The sequence below is a fragment of the Caballeronia sp. INML3B genome (assembly GCF_023631305.1).
Lineage (GTDB): Bacteria > Pseudomonadota > Gammaproteobacteria > Burkholderiales > Burkholderiaceae > Caballeronia > Caballeronia turbans.
Genome location: NZ_JALQDI010000073.1, coordinates 77,050 through 93,110, shown reverse-complemented (window position 1 = coordinate 93,110; position 16,061 = coordinate 77,050). Strand labels below are relative to the sequence as shown.

Annotated in this window: 15 protein-coding genes; 7 read left to right on the top strand and 8 right to left on the bottom strand. The window is 59.1% G+C overall.

Annotation, left to right across the window (positions count from 1 at the left end; translation table 11 throughout):
• Positions 1-183: 183 nt before the first annotated feature.
• The 4 genes from NCS58_RS29515 to NCS58_RS29500 form a co-directional block, all read right to left on the bottom strand.
• Complete coding sequence (locus NCS58_RS29515) at positions 184-1,482, bottom strand: TAXI family TRAP transporter solute-binding subunit (protein WP_250538953.1); 1,299 nt, start codon at positions 1,480-1,482, stop codon at positions 184-186.
• A gap of 251 nt (positions 1,483-1,733) precedes the next feature.
• The gene (locus tag NCS58_RS29510) at positions 1,734-2,600 is read right to left on the bottom strand and encodes a mechanosensitive ion channel family protein (protein ID WP_061118576.1); all 867 of its coding nucleotides are present in this window, start codon (positions 2,598-2,600) and stop codon (positions 1,734-1,736) included.
• Between the two features lie 1,279 nt (positions 2,601-3,879).
• Complete coding sequence (locus NCS58_RS29505; protein ID WP_061168043.1) at positions 3,880-4,449, bottom strand: YSC84-related protein; 570 nt, start codon at positions 4,447-4,449, stop codon at positions 3,880-3,882.
• Positions 4,450-4,544: 95 nt separating this feature from the next.
• On the bottom strand, positions 4,545-4,892 hold the full coding sequence (locus NCS58_RS29500; protein WP_061167848.1) for a hypothetical protein: 348 nt from the start codon (positions 4,890-4,892) through the stop codon (positions 4,545-4,547).
• A 1,017-nt stretch (positions 4,893-5,909) separates the two neighbouring features.
• Between NCS58_RS29500 and NCS58_RS29495 the strand changes: the two genes are divergently transcribed.
• Genes NCS58_RS29495 through NCS58_RS29485 form a run of 3 tightly spaced genes read left to right on the top strand, consistent with a single transcriptional unit; the run spans position 5,910 to position 9,545 of the window.
• A complete protein-coding gene (locus tag NCS58_RS29495; RefSeq protein WP_061118578.1) occupies positions 5,910-7,199 on the top strand; it encodes an LssY C-terminal domain-containing protein in 1,290 nt (429 codons plus the stop codon).
• Positions 7,196-8,449: an LssY C-terminal domain-containing protein gene (locus NCS58_RS29490; RefSeq protein WP_250477598.1), complete on the top strand. Its 1,254-nt coding sequence runs from the start codon at positions 7,196-7,198 to the stop codon at positions 8,447-8,449. The genes NCS58_RS29495 and NCS58_RS29490 overlap by 4 nt, the downstream gene beginning before the upstream one ends.
• A 7-nt stretch (positions 8,450-8,456) precedes the next feature.
• Positions 8,457-9,545 (top strand): hypothetical protein, encoded by a 1,089-nt coding sequence (locus NCS58_RS29485; RefSeq protein WP_284502461.1) that lies wholly within the window; start codon positions 8,457-8,459, stop codon positions 9,543-9,545.
• A gap of 62 nt (positions 9,546-9,607) precedes the next feature.
• On the opposite strand, the gene NCS58_RS29480 is transcribed toward NCS58_RS29485, so the two are convergent.
• The 3 genes from NCS58_RS29480 to NCS58_RS29470 all read right to left on the bottom strand — a co-directional run bounded on the left by NCS58_RS29480 (position 9,608) and on the right by NCS58_RS29470 (position 11,272).
• Complete coding sequence (locus NCS58_RS29480) at positions 9,608-10,201, bottom strand: hypothetical protein (protein ID WP_061118581.1); 594 nt, start codon at positions 10,199-10,201, stop codon at positions 9,608-9,610.
• Between the two features lie 34 nt (positions 10,202-10,235).
• Positions 10,236-10,709, bottom strand: a complete 474-nt coding sequence (locus NCS58_RS29475; RefSeq protein ID WP_250477600.1) for a glycine zipper family protein — start codon at positions 10,707-10,709, stop codon at positions 10,236-10,238.
• Between the two features lie 347 nt (positions 10,710-11,056).
• Positions 11,057-11,272, bottom strand: a complete 216-nt coding sequence (locus tag NCS58_RS29470) for a DUF2950 family protein (RefSeq protein WP_250538947.1) — start codon at positions 11,270-11,272, stop codon at positions 11,057-11,059.
• Positions 11,273-11,761: 489 nt separating this feature from the next.
• Here NCS58_RS29470 and NCS58_RS34540 point away from each other — a divergent pair, with 489 nt between their 5' ends.
• The 4 genes from NCS58_RS34540 (at position 11,762) to NCS58_RS29450 (ending at position 15,527) form a co-directional block, all read left to right on the top strand.
• Positions 11,762-12,067 carry a hypothetical protein gene (locus NCS58_RS34540; RefSeq protein WP_409241436.1) on the top strand — a complete coding sequence of 102 codons (306 nt, stop codon included), beginning with the start codon at positions 11,762-11,764 and terminating at the stop codon, positions 12,065-12,067.
• 341 nt (positions 12,068-12,408) lie between these two features.
• On the top strand, positions 12,409-12,972 hold the full coding sequence (locus tag NCS58_RS29460; protein ID WP_250477601.1) for a YSC84-related protein: 564 nt from the start codon (positions 12,409-12,411) through the stop codon (positions 12,970-12,972).
• A 545-nt stretch (positions 12,973-13,517) separates the two neighbouring features.
• A complete protein-coding gene (locus tag NCS58_RS29455; RefSeq protein ID WP_250538946.1) occupies positions 13,518-14,831 on the top strand; it encodes a DUF2254 domain-containing protein in 1,314 nt (437 codons plus the stop codon).
• An 18-nt stretch (positions 14,832-14,849) separates the two neighbouring features.
• On the top strand, positions 14,850-15,527 hold the full coding sequence (locus NCS58_RS29450) for a carbonic anhydrase (RefSeq protein WP_250477603.1): 678 nt from the start codon (positions 14,850-14,852) through the stop codon (positions 15,525-15,527).
• Between the two features lie 248 nt (positions 15,528-15,775).
• Here the strand turns inward: NCS58_RS29450 and NCS58_RS29445 are convergent, their stop codons facing one another.
• On the bottom strand, positions 15,776-16,060 hold the full coding sequence (locus NCS58_RS29445; RefSeq protein ID WP_250477604.1) for a hypothetical protein: 285 nt from the start codon (positions 16,058-16,060) through the stop codon (positions 15,776-15,778).
• Position 16,061 lies beyond the last annotated feature (1 nt).

The window sequence follows — 16,061 nt, the reverse complement described above, 5'->3', positions numbered from 1 at the left end:
CGCGTCTGCGCGCATGTCTTTATCAGGCTCTCACTATCACGATAGGTCAGCGCGCGCCATTGGCACAGCATTATCGAAGGTGGCGGGCTGGGAACAGTCCCTTCTAGTTGCCGCCTGCTCCTAAGGGACGCTGCTCAACAGCGTCATGTCGATGGCGTGGAAGATCGCGTGGGCGACGTGCCTCTAACCCTTCGCTCTCTGCGCCACATGCGCTATCCGGTCCCGCACGACCCCGATCGCCTGTTTCAGAGCATAGACATCCTGAAAATACCGATACGGAATCCGTATCCGGCTCGCGTTCGCGTCGATGCTCTCGATCTCGTCGCTCCATTGTGCAATTTGCAAGCGGGTCGGCTCGGTGCTGTTCCACACTTCATCTTCGAGTGCTTTGATCTCGCGATACCAAACCACGAGCCGCTTTCTCATCCGAGTCTCGATCATGCGCGGCAATGCCTGAAGCAGACCGATGAGGAGCGCCGCGAACGGCACGAGGATCAACAGCCGTCGTTCGATCAGACTCGCGAGCCAGAACGGCAGATTGCGGTACAGGAACGGCTGGCCGGATTTGAAGTAGCGAACGCTCTCATCGGAGATCGGGAATTCTTCGGTGTTCGTGTTCGGAAACGTGCCAAGCGGCGTGAAGTAATGTTCATGACCGTGGACGATGCGCGCCGCGTCGAGCAGCATATAGATGAGCGCCGGATGCATTGTGTCTTTCGATACGAGCAGCGCTGTTGCCGCGAGCAGCGTGACGTCGGTGCGCGGTAGGTCTTCGGCGATACTCGTTGATGCGCGCGGTAAGACGATTTTTGCAAGCGACGGGATTTTTTGAACCAGCGCATCGGCCTGCGAGAAACTCATCAACTTGAGACTGCTGTTCAGCAGCGTCTTCTGCATCTCGGCGTCCGGCCGCCCAATGAAGAAAGCAGCGTCGATTTGCCCGGTTTCGAGCCGCTGATAAGCCGCGGGCGCATCCATTTGCAGTAGTGTGGAATTCTGGCTCGTGACGCCGCTATAGCCGAGCAGCAACTGCGCGACGTTGAGCAGGCCACTGCCGGGCACGCCCATCGAAATTCTTTTGCCGCGCAATTGCGAGAGCTGGTCAACCGCACTCTCGCCACGATAGAACACCCAGATGGGTTCATACGACACAGCGGCAATCGTCTGCAGTTTGTCGGTCTCTTTCGGACTCACGGTTCCCGACTGGATGAAACCGACGTCGTAGACGCTCTTCGGCTCCCTCAATCGTTCGTAATTTTCCACCGAGCCGGAAGAACCGCGTATATCCAGCTTGATGCCCGCACGCTTTAAGATGGGCGCGTAGCGATCCGCAAAGCCGCGATAAATGCCGTTGTCCGCGCCACTGGTCATCACGATGGTGCGCTGGAAAGCGGGTTCGACCACGATCATCATCAGCCAGCCGGAGGCGGCCGACAGAGCGACCAGGCCGATGGCCAGCAGGCGCCGCCTCGCCGGGGTCATGGGAGTTTTCTGGCTGCGTTGCAGCGCTGGATTGTGTCTGGGCATCATTGCCCGGCGCTCCAGGTTTCGCCGCAGCACGGATCGCGGCGAAACCATGATCCGGTACGGGAGAAATGCCTACGTTACCAACGAATGGAACGGCTTGGGGCGCAGGCACGGGAGTGCTGTCAAACCTGGTATCGGCCAGGTAGTGCTTAACGGACCGGTCGGAGCTTTCCGGCAGTCCCGGGAGCTCGGCGCGTGAGACACTCTTAGGCGGCGCGATCGCCGTGCAGCGGTAGCGGCGGCATTTGCGTGATGTGCGGATCCGGAGCCACCCGCCGTACAACGGGCGTGTCCGGCGTAGGATATCCCGCTTCTTCGAAGGTCGCTATGATCGCGCGATTGGTGTCGAAATAGACCTGCCAGTAGCTCTCTGTGTTGGTGTACGGCCGCACGCAGAGTAGCGGTCCTTCCGGTGTGAAGGAGAGCACTTCGACGTCCGGCGCGGGCGATTCCGTGACGTTTGGGATTCGCGCGACCGCAGCTTTTAATCGCGCGATTGCATCGAGTACATCGACGCCATTCGCGACTTTTGCGGTCAGCTCGACTCGCCGATGCGGCAGCAGGCTGAAGTTCAAGATTGTGTCGGAAAAGATCTTGTTGTTGCCGACAATCGCCGCGACGTTGTCGGGCGTGGTGATCGTCGTGCCGAACAGGCCGAGTTCGGTGACGGTGCCTGTGACGCCGCCGGCCGTTACGAAGTCGCCCACTTTGAACGGCCGTAACACCTGCATGAACACGCCCGCCGCAAAGTGCGCCAACAGTCCTCCCCATGCGGTGCCGATCGCGAGGCCCAGGCCAGCGAGCAGCGCAGCGAAGGAGGTGGTCTGAACCCCGAAGATCTGAAGGATCGCAAGAACGAGCAGCAGATTGAGAATGACGCCGAGGATCGAGCCGAGGTAGTGCGCGAGTGTGGGATCGACTCGGCCGTTGCGTGCAAGAAGTTTCCGCAACGCGCGAATAACGAGATTGATGAGCCAGCGGCCGACGATCCACACTGCGATGGCGCCGACCAGCATGATCGCGAAATCGACGCCACGCGTCATGATGAAAGCACGTACGGTCTCGAGGTTCATGTCTCGCTCCCGTTCTTCGTTCAGCGACAAAGCTGGGTGAGGCCCGTAACTGTTATAGGCGACTCGCCGCATGGCCGCAAGCCGATTCCGGGCCGGAGTATCGCCGCGCCTCCGTGGCTCGAGGCGTCTGGCCAATTCGAGCAGACGACGAACGAGCGCATGCTTAAATGCTATGCCAAGGGCATGGAGGAACTTTTGGTCACCCTGCGCTCCCATCGGTCAGCGCTGGTCACTCAGCAACGCCGCGAACCGCGGATTGCCGGACGCGAGGGGCAGCGGCACGAAACACCGCCTAGCTCAATAACGCGTAGCCGCCACCTTGCCCCATAGCCGCGCCCACCGCCCCGCCTGCGCTTTTTCCGAAGGTGTTGTAGCAACAATCAAGCGCCCGACCGCCGCCGTTACACGGCGCTGCGGATAAGCTTGGCGCTGGTGCTACGTCTCATGGCAAAGCGCTCCCACAAATTCGATCCAACCTGGCTGCAAACTGACTGCTAGCCTTATAGGCCGCTGACGCTATCCCCATCACCTCTGCAACGCGCTGCTGCAAGTCGAGGCCCACGCGATCGGCAACGTTCTCTTACGACCTGACCTTTGTGCTCGTGGCCAACCAACCGCGCGAGCTCTCATTGGGTGCCCATGACGCCCGGCGCACAGGTCAACGGCTTTACGGCTAGTCCGCAGGCTCCCTGAGAGCCATCTTTTACGGTCATGTCTCACCGTGCGAGGCATGCATGAAAAACCCGCGCCCGCTCAGCCTCCGCTATCACCCGCTTCTTGATTACGGACCGGCTAGTCGACGCATACCCCAAAGCGACATTCACCAACTTCCTGCGGATGTGACCGTTCCCAGAGTGCAGCTGTCGTTCATCTCGTCGAGTCCCGTTAAATGCGGCGCGATGAAATCGTCCGCTTGGGCCGGTCAGTTCCAAAAGGACCAAATGACGACGTGTTCAATCCATCCACGCCGCCCCCGGCAGGCGATGCTTTGATGCGTCGGTAGCCCATCGGCAACAAGTTCATTTTGGCGTCGGCAGCAACATACAACGTTCATCGACGCGCACCGTCGCGTTGCTACCCGCCTCATCCAATTTAGGCTTGAGCCCCGCGTTGAAGGCGCCACGCTCCATTGTCGTTAAAGCGCATGCAATCTGCCGCCGTAGAAGTGCACCGCGAGAAATACATGCCGAGGGAGGGTGCGGTAGGGCGCTTTCCTGCGTTCACCCCATCGCACCCGATCCTCACCGTTGATTCGACGCACCGTATAGCCGTTCGGCTATCAGATATCGAGCTTGCTAACTTTTGTTCCTTCGAAGCTGAGATTGGCCATCAGGCCGGAGTTCGTCAGCACGAACCCAACAATCGGCGCATTCGTCGTTGCCGTGTCGAGCGCACCGTTGGCGCCGGTCTTGGCCACCGCTACCGAGCCATCCACGCCCGCTGTCCAACCCTTATCGCTCGTGCGGAATTTTTCGAGCGCGTCCTGGGTCATGAACATCATGATCACCGCCTTGGACTGGGCGCCAATCTGCAGGCCAAAGGAAGCGGTACTGGTCTTGTAGTAGCCGACGGACGTGCCTGCCTGACGGAGCGCGCCTTCGCCGTACTCGCCGCCGACCACCAGGCCTGCGGCAAGCACCGACGGAAAGACCAGGATACCCTTGGCCTTGGCGGCTTGCGCCTGCGCGCCCGGTGTCGAACTGTAGAGCTTGTTGAGGGCGCCATCGACGCCGGCATCGATTTCCTTGCGCTTGCTGGCTGCTTCGGTCGGCGTCGAGGTCGAGCCACAAGCGGCCAGCGAGCTGGCGAGGGCGATAGCAGTGAGCGAAAAGAAGGTGCGACGATTCATGAGACTCTCCTCGATCGAACTGTGCAAGATTGAGATTTGAAGCGTCTGGAGTTGCTGCTCATAGAGAAACGAAGACGCGTCGGCTGACGCACTGGCTAGAGGCAGCTGCCAACAGCGCCGCCGGCGTCGCCGCTACCTCCGGCACCCGGGCGAAAGCCCACCCACGTTTTGCTGTTGCCTGTCCAAGACGGCCGCACGAGCGCGGCTGCGCCATCCGGCGGCCGCTGGCCCGGAACATAGACGTCCATCGCCTGATTGTTCGCCACGATCACTTGCGATATCACTTGTTGCTGTGACTGATTCGCCCATCTCTGAGCGATGCATTGCGAGACTGCCGCGACCGACTGTTGACTTTCCCCGACCGATTGCGCGCTCGGAGGCATGGGTTGAGTTGCACAGGCTGACACGGCAATGGTTACGACGAGAAGCGGTAGCAATTTCATTTTTATCACCCTCCTGTTGAATTTCCATTTCCATCGCCTTATCGTAGGCTCTGGTTGACATGCGCAAAAGTTCGGAACGACGGCTGTTCGCACGCTTCTGGACAATGTGTTCGCATGATCGCCTGATGCGCGTTCACTGCGTTTTCCAGGAATGCGATCGGCCGTGAAGAAGCCGCTACCTGCTCCGTGGACATAGTGCTTTCTGGTTATTGCGCAACGTTGCACTTGAATAGCGCTCCCCTTTCTCGGCTAAGGCGACAACAAATCCGCGCAGATGTACGCGCGTTGCCTCATGGTCGCCCATCAGCATAAACGGGGCGATTCGAATTGAAGAACCAGCAGCACATATGGCTTGCCAATGAAAGCCGGCCGCTGATTTCGCGTTCGTAGCGCTCGTTTCGTTGTGTTGCAGCAGCGACCGCAGAAAGCAATTCCGTTCGCCGCCAGCGTCTACACGACAAAGCTCATAATCGGAACACCTGGCCCGAGTTCTCGCTCTCTTCGTTTTAATCAAGCCGGCGCGGGCTTTGAGCGAAACCGGAAGAAGCCGGTCGCACTCGGGCGGAGCCGTCTGTTTTACCAATGCAGTAGACCGTCACGCGATATGTCGACCAACCGAAAGCGTGGCTGCCGTCATCAACGTCCTTGAACAATCTGACTGTTGTAATAGGTCAGACAGTCCCGCGGTGCACAGAGCTCGTGGCTTTTAGACGACTGCTGAATTCTTCCAGGTTGATGGTATGAAAACGGGGGCGGGCAGGCGCTCATCTTTTCATGCAATATAGGCGGTATGCGTTTGGTTTTCCACCAAAGGCGTGCGAATTGTGCCCTTGACAAGTCCACCCGGAGGTCGGTGACTCCGTTCATACGAAGCGCTGCTCCTGGCGCTCGTTAATAGTGACGCGCGCCGGCCCGGACACTATAATCCATACGCATCACGAAAAACCTTGGCAGAGCGAATATCAATTCACACTAGCCCGCTGAGAGCCCCCCGACTCGCGGAAAAGAGGTGACGCGATGAACCGCATCGTGAATCGACTGCTGAGTGCAGTTGTTATCGCCTTGTTCCTGTGCAGTTGCGCCACTACACCGCAGAACGACAGCGCTCTGAACTATAAGAGCCGTGCCACGAGCCGCACGGAAGGCGGTCTCAGGGTTTACGCTTCGGTGCTTTCGGCCGAAGACAGCGTGGCGGTCTATGGCGCGCCATTAGCGCAAAAAGGAATTCAGCCCGTTTGGATCGAGGTGCAGAACGACGATCCGGTCAGCTATTTCCTGATGTCGCCAGGCCTCGATCCAAACTTCTTCCCGGCCTCCGAAGCGGCCGAAGCGTTTGCTGACAGCAAGGCCCTCGTTACCAAGGACGAACTCGACCAGCGCTTTCGCCGTCTCGCCTTTCACAACCCGGTCCTGCCTGGGCAAACCGTATCCGGATTCGTGCTCACGAACCTCCGTGAAGGTGCGAAGCTCGTTCAGCTCGATCTCGTTGCGAGCGGTGGCGCAAAGACATTCTCGATCCTGATGGTCGTGCCTGGCTTCCATGCCGATTATCATGTCAGCGCCGTGTTTCGCCGCGAGATCTATCCGCCTGAAAGAATCGTCGATTACACGGACGATGACGCCTTCCGCTCGGCGCTCGAAGCACTACCCTGTTGCGCGACCAACGAGGACGGTTCGAAAAATGGCGATCCGCTCAATCTCGTCATCGTGGGTGGCCTCGATGATGCGTTTCCCGCACTCGTGCGGCGCGGCTGGACTCCAACCGAAGAGAAATGGTCGGGCGCAATCACGAAGACAGTCACGTCCGCGCTCTCCGGCGAGCGTTACATCAATGCGCCGGTGAGCGATCTGTATCTCTTCGGCCGCGCGCAGGATCTTGCGCTGCAAAAAGCACGCGACACGATTCACCAGCGCAATCACTTGCGGCTCTGGCTAAGCCCGATGCGCTACCGGGGCAAGCCTGTGTGGGTCGGACAGATCAGCCGAGACATCGGCGTGCGGCTTACGTGGCACTCGCCGACATTCACGACGCACAAGATTGACCCGGATGTCGACGAGGCGCGCACGGCGCTCGCGGAGGACATGGCGTACTCCCAGAACCTGCAGAAGATCGGATTCGCTCGGGGCGTCGGCGCCGCCCCGCAGGGCACAACGCGTCAGAATCTCACGACGGATCCGTATTACACCGACGGCTATCGAACGGTGCTCGTGTTCGACCGGCAGCCGACGTCGCTCTCCGAAATCGAATTCTTTCCGTGGGAGGCGGCCGCCCGGCTCAACGCGCACCCCTCGGGAGCAAAACGATGAGCGTATCGGCGGCGCTGCGACAGGGGTTGAGGCGTGCCTCCGGCTGCGTTGTCCTCGCGCCGATTCTCGCGGGCTGCGCGACCTGGACGGCGCCGACCAGCATCGACGACGCGCCGCTGCGCGAGCGTGCGGTGAGCGCAACGAAGCAGGACGCGAATGTAAGCGTGGCCGTGCTAAGCACCGACGACAGCAAGCGCATGTTCGGCGCAGATATGACCAAGGCCAACATCCAGCCGGTGTGGGTGGAAGTCGAGAACCGGACGTCGCAGAACTTGTGGTTGCTGCACTCCGGAACCGATCCGGATTACTTCTCGCCGCTCGAAGTAGCGTGGTCCATGCACACGCTGCTCGGAGGTGCGACGAACGAAAGTATCGACGATCACCTGGACAAACTGGGATTCAGAAATCCCATCCCCGCTGGCGAAACGCGTACCGGGTTCCTGTTCACCAACCAGGACCGGCAGATCAAATTGGTCAATATCGATTTGTTCGGCAGCAAAACGCTGATCCCTTTCTCCGTGTTCGTGCCGGTACCGAACGACGCCGGAGACGCGCGCTTCGCGCTGACACCGTTCCGGTATTCCGAGTCAGCAATCACCGACTATCACGATCTTGCTTCGTTACGTGCGGCGCTCGAACGCATGCCGTGTTGCGCCACGGACGCAAAAGGCACGACCGAAGCGGACCCGCTGAACGTGATTATTATTGGTACCCTGGGCGATATAGGCACTGCAATGGTTCGGCGCGGCTATCGTCGAGAATTGCGTGACACGGACCTTGCGCAAGCGCTGTTTGGACGCAGACCCGACGTCGTCCTGCGCAAGGAAGCGCAAGCGGGCGCGCCTTCCACTACGTTGCGCGCATGGCTCGCGCCCATCCGGTTCAACGGCAGCTGGGTGTATCTGGCGCAATGTGGACGGCCCATCGGCGGCCGCTTCGCGCATCACGATGCGGCAAGCCCCGCGTTGCATGGCGACGTCGACGAGGCGCGCAACTTTCTGATCCAGGACATGATGTATTCGGGTGGTCTGGAGCAGCTCGGCTTCGTGTACGGCGTAGGGGCGGCGCCGCCCGCAAACCCGCGAGCAACGCTGAACGGCGCGTCGTATTACACCAATGGGCTGCGTGCCGTCATGTTCTTCGCCACCCGCCCGCTCAACTTCACCAACGTGCAAATTCTAGACTGGGTGCCTTACCTTGAGCAGCGCAAAACCGGTGCACGCGAGGAGCAGGGCGATGCCGGCGAATAGCTCCGTCATGAGGCCACGCAGAGGCGTCGCCCGTCTCGTGGCCGCCCTTGCCTGCGTTGCGCTCGTGGCGTGCGCAACGAAGCCGCTCGTCCCCTACACGACGAATACGCCTCCGCTCGCGCTCGTTCCCGCATCTCAAGCGGGTGTGCTGGACAAGCGGTCACGCTTTCGCGAGACATTCTGCGCGGTGCTCGAAGCACACGGCAAGGCGCTTCCCGACTACCGTCCCTGTGAAGACGCACTGACACGCGTCGGTACCGAGCCCGCTGGCATCGGCGCGCCTGTGGATCTGGGTGAATCGAAGCGTCACCTCATCGCGGCAGTGGTTCCCGGCATCGGTTATGACTGTTTCAAGCCGTGGTTGAATTCGCAGAACGCCGTCGCGAAACACGTGCAGCAATTTGGATACGACGCCATCATGCTCAACGTCGATGGCCTGTCGAGTTCGAAGAACAACGCACGTCAGATCCGCGACGCCATTCTGGCGATGCAACTGTCCAGCGAGCCAGGTGTACTCGTGCTGGTCGGTTACTCAAAGGGCGCCGCCGACATCCTGCAGGCTGTTGTCGAGTATCCGGAGATCCGAAGCCGAGTGGCGGCCGTCGTGAGCGCGGCGGGCGCGGTTGGCGGATCGGCGCTCGCCAACGATGCAGAGCAGTATCAGGCCGACATGCTGCGGTACTTTCCCAGCGCGACCTGTACGTCGGGCGACGGCGGCGCCGTAGAAAGCCTGCGTCCGGCGACACGCCAGGGCTGGATGGCGCAGCATCCCCTACCAAAAGAGCTACGCTATTTCTCGCTCGTGACGTTTCCCCAGCCGGAACGCATATCGTCGATACTCAAATCGAGCTACGACAAACTTTCGCAAATCGATGCGCGCAACGATAGCCAAGTCATCTTCTACGATCAAATCGTACCGGGAAGCGCGCTGCTCGCCTTTATGAATGCCGACCACTGGGCGCTGGCCGTGCCCATTGCCAGAACGCACAGCACAATCGCCGCGCTGTTCGTCACGCAGAACGCATATCCTCGTGAGGCGCTGACTGAAGCAATTCTGCGCTTCATCGAGGAAGATCTCGCGACCTCCGGAAAGTGACGCTGCGCACCTGCGCAAAGCCAGGTCTATACGGCGGACTCAAAGCATCATCCCCACCCGTTCTACTTCATTGTGGCCGGTTCGACAGATACGGCCAATGCTTCGGTGTAGACAGCTTTGATCTGATCGCCCTTCTTTATGCGCTTGAGACGCTCGGGGTCTTCGACATGAAGATCGATCGTGTCGCCCTTGGGGCCCTTGAGCATCACCATCTGCGTCTTGGCATTCACCGCGACGACGTCCGCGATAACCGTCACTTCGCGACCGACCGTTCCTCCCGGCTTGGCGCCCGGAACCGAGCGTTCCGCGGACTGGCTCTCAGTCCGCGACGCCTCGCTCTTCTTGTCGAGCAGGCTCAGGCTCAGCGATTCGTGATAGGCGACCTTCACGGTATCGCCCACAGCCAGTTGGTCGAAATTGCGTACCTCGTCCGTGACCTCCAGCTCGATCACCTTGCCGGAACGCGTCTTGAGCGTGACGGTGCGCGTGGCGGCGTCGATGCCGACGATGGTAGCCGTCACCTTCGAGGTGCCCTGCACGGATGCTCCATTCTCGCTCTTTGTGACGTTCACGCTGGTCTCGGGCTCGGCGGTCCATGCGGTTCCGGATAGCACTAGACAAGCTGCGACAAACAGGCTCCTGCTCATGCGCTTCATTATTGTTGCTCCTGGGTTGAATGAATGGGCAATTTCACTTGATCGTATAGCCACGGCCCTGCATGCAGGCCGCATAAGCGCGGTAGTACGTGTCCATCGCGCCCTGTGATTGCGCTTGCGTATTCGCCTGCTGCGCGCGACGGTTCTGTCGTGCGCGTGAACCGCCCACCATAGTGCCGGCTGTCGCGCCGACCGCCGCGCCCTTTCCCGCATCGCCCGCAATGGCCCCGACTACTGCGCCTCCCGCCGCACCGCGTGCGGCTCCCTGGACGCGTTCTCCGCCGCCCACCGCCGGACCGCTTTGCGGCGGGGGCGCTGCAGAAGCCGTCGCGGGGTCAATACCCGTGTTGCTCTTTGCCCAGCTGTAGCACGCACCGTCGTCCTTCTGTTGTTGCTGAGCGCTTTGGCCTTTCGCCGGATACGGTATCGGCTTGCTTTGCGCAATCGCATCCAGCGCGAGCAGCACCATCAGCGCGACACACAGCTGGTGAGTTTTCTTCGCATTCATGCCGACTCCTTTGACTCGTTTTAGAGCGATCGACATGCGACATGTAGGGTCCATTGGGCTCGTCCTCGCGGCCAGACGACCCATCGGGATCGCGTTCCGTCGGTGCTCGGGATTTCCCGCTATCCTTCTGATAAACGCCGCTGTTGCTGCTCAGATGAACGTCGTCACTTCGCTCGTGCCGTATTGCGCCGTGTAGGCGACCATCGCGAAGCCCGCGAGCAGCGACCGTTGATCACACAGCTGAAAGCACCGCCCGGTGCGTTCTGGCCTTGCAGCTTCGGATGCGAAAGTGGTAGCCGCGGTATGCGTCGCGGGAAGTGCGATGCGTAACGAATGCGCGCTCGAGGCTATCGGCGCAGCGAGCGGGTATTGCGGCACGCCGTCGCCCATCCGTCGCGCGAAGTGTACTCACGTTTCGCATCAAGATAGGCGCTCAACACCTTGATCGCTTCGCGCTCCTTCGCGCCGACGCGGGGATCTAATACGTAAGACTCGACGCGCAGCCGAATCTTCACGATCTCATCATTACTGCCACTGTGCGCCGCAGTGCTCCGTTTGTTCATATCGATCTGCGGCCGCGCCCATCGCGAATGAGATCACCGCAACTTCAATCGCTGGACTCACACGTTTCACGGCAGTCCCGGCATCTTGAGCTGACACGGACTTCCTCTTGTGCTTTTGTCTCGTCGGCAAAATAAAAGTGTCGAGCATCACTCCCGTAATTTAAGAACATATTCCGAGCAATACAAGCGATTTTTAGTGAACGGGACCGACACATTTTCCACGTTTTCGTGGCTCGCGATTCACCAATCAGCCCGTGTTCCAAATATGGAGGTCGCCCGCAACCAGTTCTCCCAAGCCGCTTAATAATCAATTCATTTAAACGTCACCTAATTCCCGCGGCGTCGCTGGGTAAGGGAATATTTGTGACACACTTATCATGCGGACCATGAGGAGTTGCTGTGCCAGTCAATGCGAGGACAATTCAGCGCATCAAACTCAAACGCAACCAGGTCACTGAATTCTTCGCTAGGCGCGAGCCTTTGTAGTTTGTGGTCGAAACGACCGGTGGCCGCACGCTGCAGGGCTGGACAACTGAAGAACCTCGACCACGACTTGAGGCTCATTGCCCCGCGCTCGGTGCCGTCCCTTCGTTTTGGGTGACAAGACTGACGCCGCCGCGCGGGCGATCTGGACAGCTGATCAGCAGCCCGATGCGCGGTTTGTTGCCGTTAAAACAGAAGCACAGTAGGCAATTCTCGCGCTACAGCGGGCAACTGATGAAGACCTGGCAAGGCGTGCAGCAAGTGATGGATTTCGTCGCCGGCCTCAAATACGCCCGCGGACCGGGCGGCTGACTTATGTTTGGTTAAAAAGCTTCCCGGTCTCGCGATCGGCGACGGAATTTTACGCACCGGCGAGAAACGCAGCCTATACTGAAAGACGGCGCGAATTCAGAGCACTGATGCGCGTCGACCGCTCACGGACGACTTTCGTCTTTGCAACCGTGACTCGCGGCTTTCCGGGCCCGCTTCTGCGGGCCTTTTTGTGCGGACCGACTTCACACGAAGGTCCTCGGCGTCGTGCAGTTCCGATATTCATACCGATTGTGTGAACGGGGACCAGGAGTTAAAAGCGCCGATTTGGGTGGGTGTGGGTCGGCAGTGCGCCAATGCGATCAATCCATGGAGAACACATCATGCTCAAACGTCTGATACTGACGCTCACAATCCTTTTGATGTTGCCTACTTCCGCCGCTCTTGCAGACGAATATACGGCCACGCTCAACCTGTTCAAAAACGCGGGAGAAAGCGGCAATCTTCTGCACAGTGCCTATGGCTACGCTGTGTTTCCGAAGATTGGCAAGGCCGGGGTCGGCATAGGCGGTGCCCACGGCAAGGGCCGCGTCTATGAGAAAGGGAAATATATCGGCGATACATCCATGACTCAGCTCACTGTCGGCTTGCAACTAGGCGGCCAAGTGTACAGTGAACTCATCTTGTTCCAGGACGAACGATCCCTCAAAGAATTCACCAATGGCAACTTTGAATTCGGTGCAGATGCCAATGCGATCGCGATCACTGCGGCAGCTGGCGCACAGGCAGGCACGGCGGGGACGTCTGCTAACGTAAGCGGCGGCAAGAAAGATGCCAAAACTACAGGCGCCTATCGAAAAGGGATGGCTGTATTCACGGTGGCCAAGGGTGGGCTGATGTATGAGGCAAGCGTTGGCGGCCAGAAATTCTCGTACAAGCCTCGTTGATTTTCGCTTGATAAAAGGTATGCGCCGACAAAGCGCGAAATTATATGAACGGCGCCGCCAGGCTGGAAGGTGCGCATGCGGTGGATCCTCACGTCAGAGTGCCGACATTGGAAGACCACGAGGTCTTCACTGGTAACCAGAGGATCCAAAGTGAACTATACGACAGTGGCCGTAATTATGGTCGAAACCGTGCACAGGTCGATCAAGCGGTCGGCGTGTCTCGAGCATTTGCGCACCGTGTCTCTAATCGGGATGGAAGCTCGCGGGAGCCCAGCGCCTGACCAGCGCGCTGTCCAAGATGGGGCACAGAGTCAAATTGATGCCCGCAAAGTTCATTAAGGCCTTCGACATCGGTAACAAGAACGATCCTGCAGATGCGCGGACGATCTGGATGGTGACAGATGCCGAGCAAGCCGTTACCGTCAAAACGAGGGCTAGCGAGCGGTCCTTGCCATGCATCGTACGCGCCAACAGATGTGCATGCGGCTTGCCAAACCGCGAAGACTCTGGTCTCTGCTGCAAATGGATCTTAGGGGAGAGCATACATGGGCTGGAATCGCTGGTACAGCTTAAAGAGCTACCTAAGATCCTCGCTGTGGGCTGTGCCGCTCATGGCAGTCGCGATCTATGCCGTGGTAAAACCTCTGACCGAAATGCTAGGAAGATGGATGATCAGGCAAGCGATCCTGGATCCGAAAACCGGCTTTCTTGGGCTTTCTATGACTGGGGCGCGGTCGTTGCTCGGTGACATCGTTTCCGCAGACCTAGGGTTTCTGGTGTTCACGTTTGGTTCGTTGCTCGTCGCAATCCAGGTCGCTGGCGGGCAGTATACTCCCCGGATAATCGCGACCACACTGCTGCGCGATAACGTGATCCGTACCATCTCCGGACTGTTCGTTTTCACGATGCTGTTCGCCGATAGAACACTGAGCTGGATGGGTGAAAACGAGGTACACCAACTTCAAGTGTTCATTGCAGCGATATTCGGATTCGCTTCAGTCGTCGCGTTCCTCTTTCTGATTGACTACGCCGCGAAATCTCTGCGTCCTGTAAGCCTCGTAGCACGCGTTGGGAAGCACGGGATGGCGGTCATAGAAAGCGTTTATCCCGCTCCGACTAGCGGTGCAACTATCCCGCTGGAAAGTGATAAAGAGCGAGGCGTACCTAATCGCATTGTCCTTCACCGCGGCGAATCTGGCATCGTTCTGGCCGTGAACTTGGAAAGGCTGGTGGCCAAGGCGCGGCGCACTGACTCAGTTATCGAATTTGTACCGCAAGTCGGTGATTTCGTCGCTGTGGGCGAACCCATGTTTTATTTGTACGGGAATTCTGGCGCAATCGATGAGGAAAGGCTACGCACACTGGTCGCTTTCGGGACGGAACGAACGATGGAGCAGGATCCTATGTTCGCGTTTCGCATCCTGGTCGATATTGCGCTCAAAGCGCTGTCGGCGGCCATCAACGATCCGACCACGGCCGTGCTTGCTATCGACCAGGTGCACCGACTATTGCGCGTGGTGGGGCAACGGTCGCTGCACATCGAGGAGATTGTGGATAGGTCAGGGCAGGTTCGGGTTATCCTACGGACGCCCAATTGGGAAGACTTCGTACATCTTAGTTTCCGCGAAATAAGACAATACGGCGCGGGCAGCATTCAAATCGCGCGTCGTTTGCGTGCTGCGATTGAGAATCTCGTCCAGTGCCTACCGGAACATCGACATGATGCATTACGCGTCGAGTTGGCACTGCTCGATCGCACGATCGTCTCGATGTTCTCGGTTCCCGAGGATCTGGCGTTGGCCCGTATCCCTGACTCGCAGGGGCTGGGAGGCTCCGCCACGTCGACAACACATGACTAGCCCTTTCGGAGGAAAAACATGGACAAACTCATAATGGGCATCGTTGAATTCCGCGAGAAACTGCTGCCGCAATACGCGGAACAGTTTACCAAACTGGCGCTCGCGCAGACACCTGATGCCCTCTTCATCACGTGCTCGGACAGTCGGGTTGTCCCGGACCTGCTTGCCTCGACCCATCCGGGCGATCTGTTCACGATGCGCAACGTTGGCAACCTGATTCCGCCGGCGACTGCGGAAGGAGTCTCTACCGGCGACCTTTCCGAGGCGAGCGCGATTGAGTACGCGGTGCTGGTGTTGAAAGTCTCGAATATTGTTGTGTGCGGGCATTCCGAGTGCGGTGCGATGAAAGCCGTGTATACACGCAACGCCAAGCTGAAAGCGCCGAACTTAGATAAATGGCTGTATCACGCCAACAACGCAGCGTTTCGCCTCGAACACGAAGGTCCGCTCGATGAAAGGCTGAAACCGCACGATCAATTGTCGCAACTCAACGTCCTTGTGCAGCTTGAGCATCTGATGACATACCCGATCGTCCACCAGCAAGTCGCCGCGGGCGCACTCGTGTTGAGCGGCTGGTGGTTCGATATTGCGAGTGGCGACATGTATGCCTATGAGCGCAGGAGCCGCTCATTTGAAGTCATCGACCGCGCGATGGCGGATCGGATGATAGCGCGCCTTGCTGCGCGGGCGCGGTGAAGTGCACGAAGATCTTCACCACAATTCCCATCACGGGTCGGCGGGCTAGCCACGGCGAGAATGGTTGTGCAATCAGGGCTCATTGGAAGCGCGACTGAAATGTTCTGCGCACGAAGGACCGCTGTCTGGTGCGGAGCCGACACTTGATTCCCGGTGAAGGGTCGGACTTGACGTCCGGAGATGGCCGGCTTTCTCCGCTCTCCGGAGAGCGACTTCAACCGACGTCCCGAAAAAAACGCTTACTGCGCTTAGTCCGGTTCTCGATCCGCGAAAAAGCCCTGGGGTCCGGACATGACCCGCAGGGCTTTCTTTCCAACCAGAAATCGGCGGTACGCTTCGACCGCAACGTCCCACACTTCCTCGGCCAGATCGTGACCGCTCTCGATGACTTCGCCGGTCGTTGGATCGATGACCGCGAGCGTCGCCGGCCGCCCGTCATCGGTCGTGATCGTGAAACCATCGCCTTCCTCGCCGACGATCACGGTATGCATGAGCGTTCCGTCGTCGAGCCGTTCCTGTTCGCGTTTTTCCATG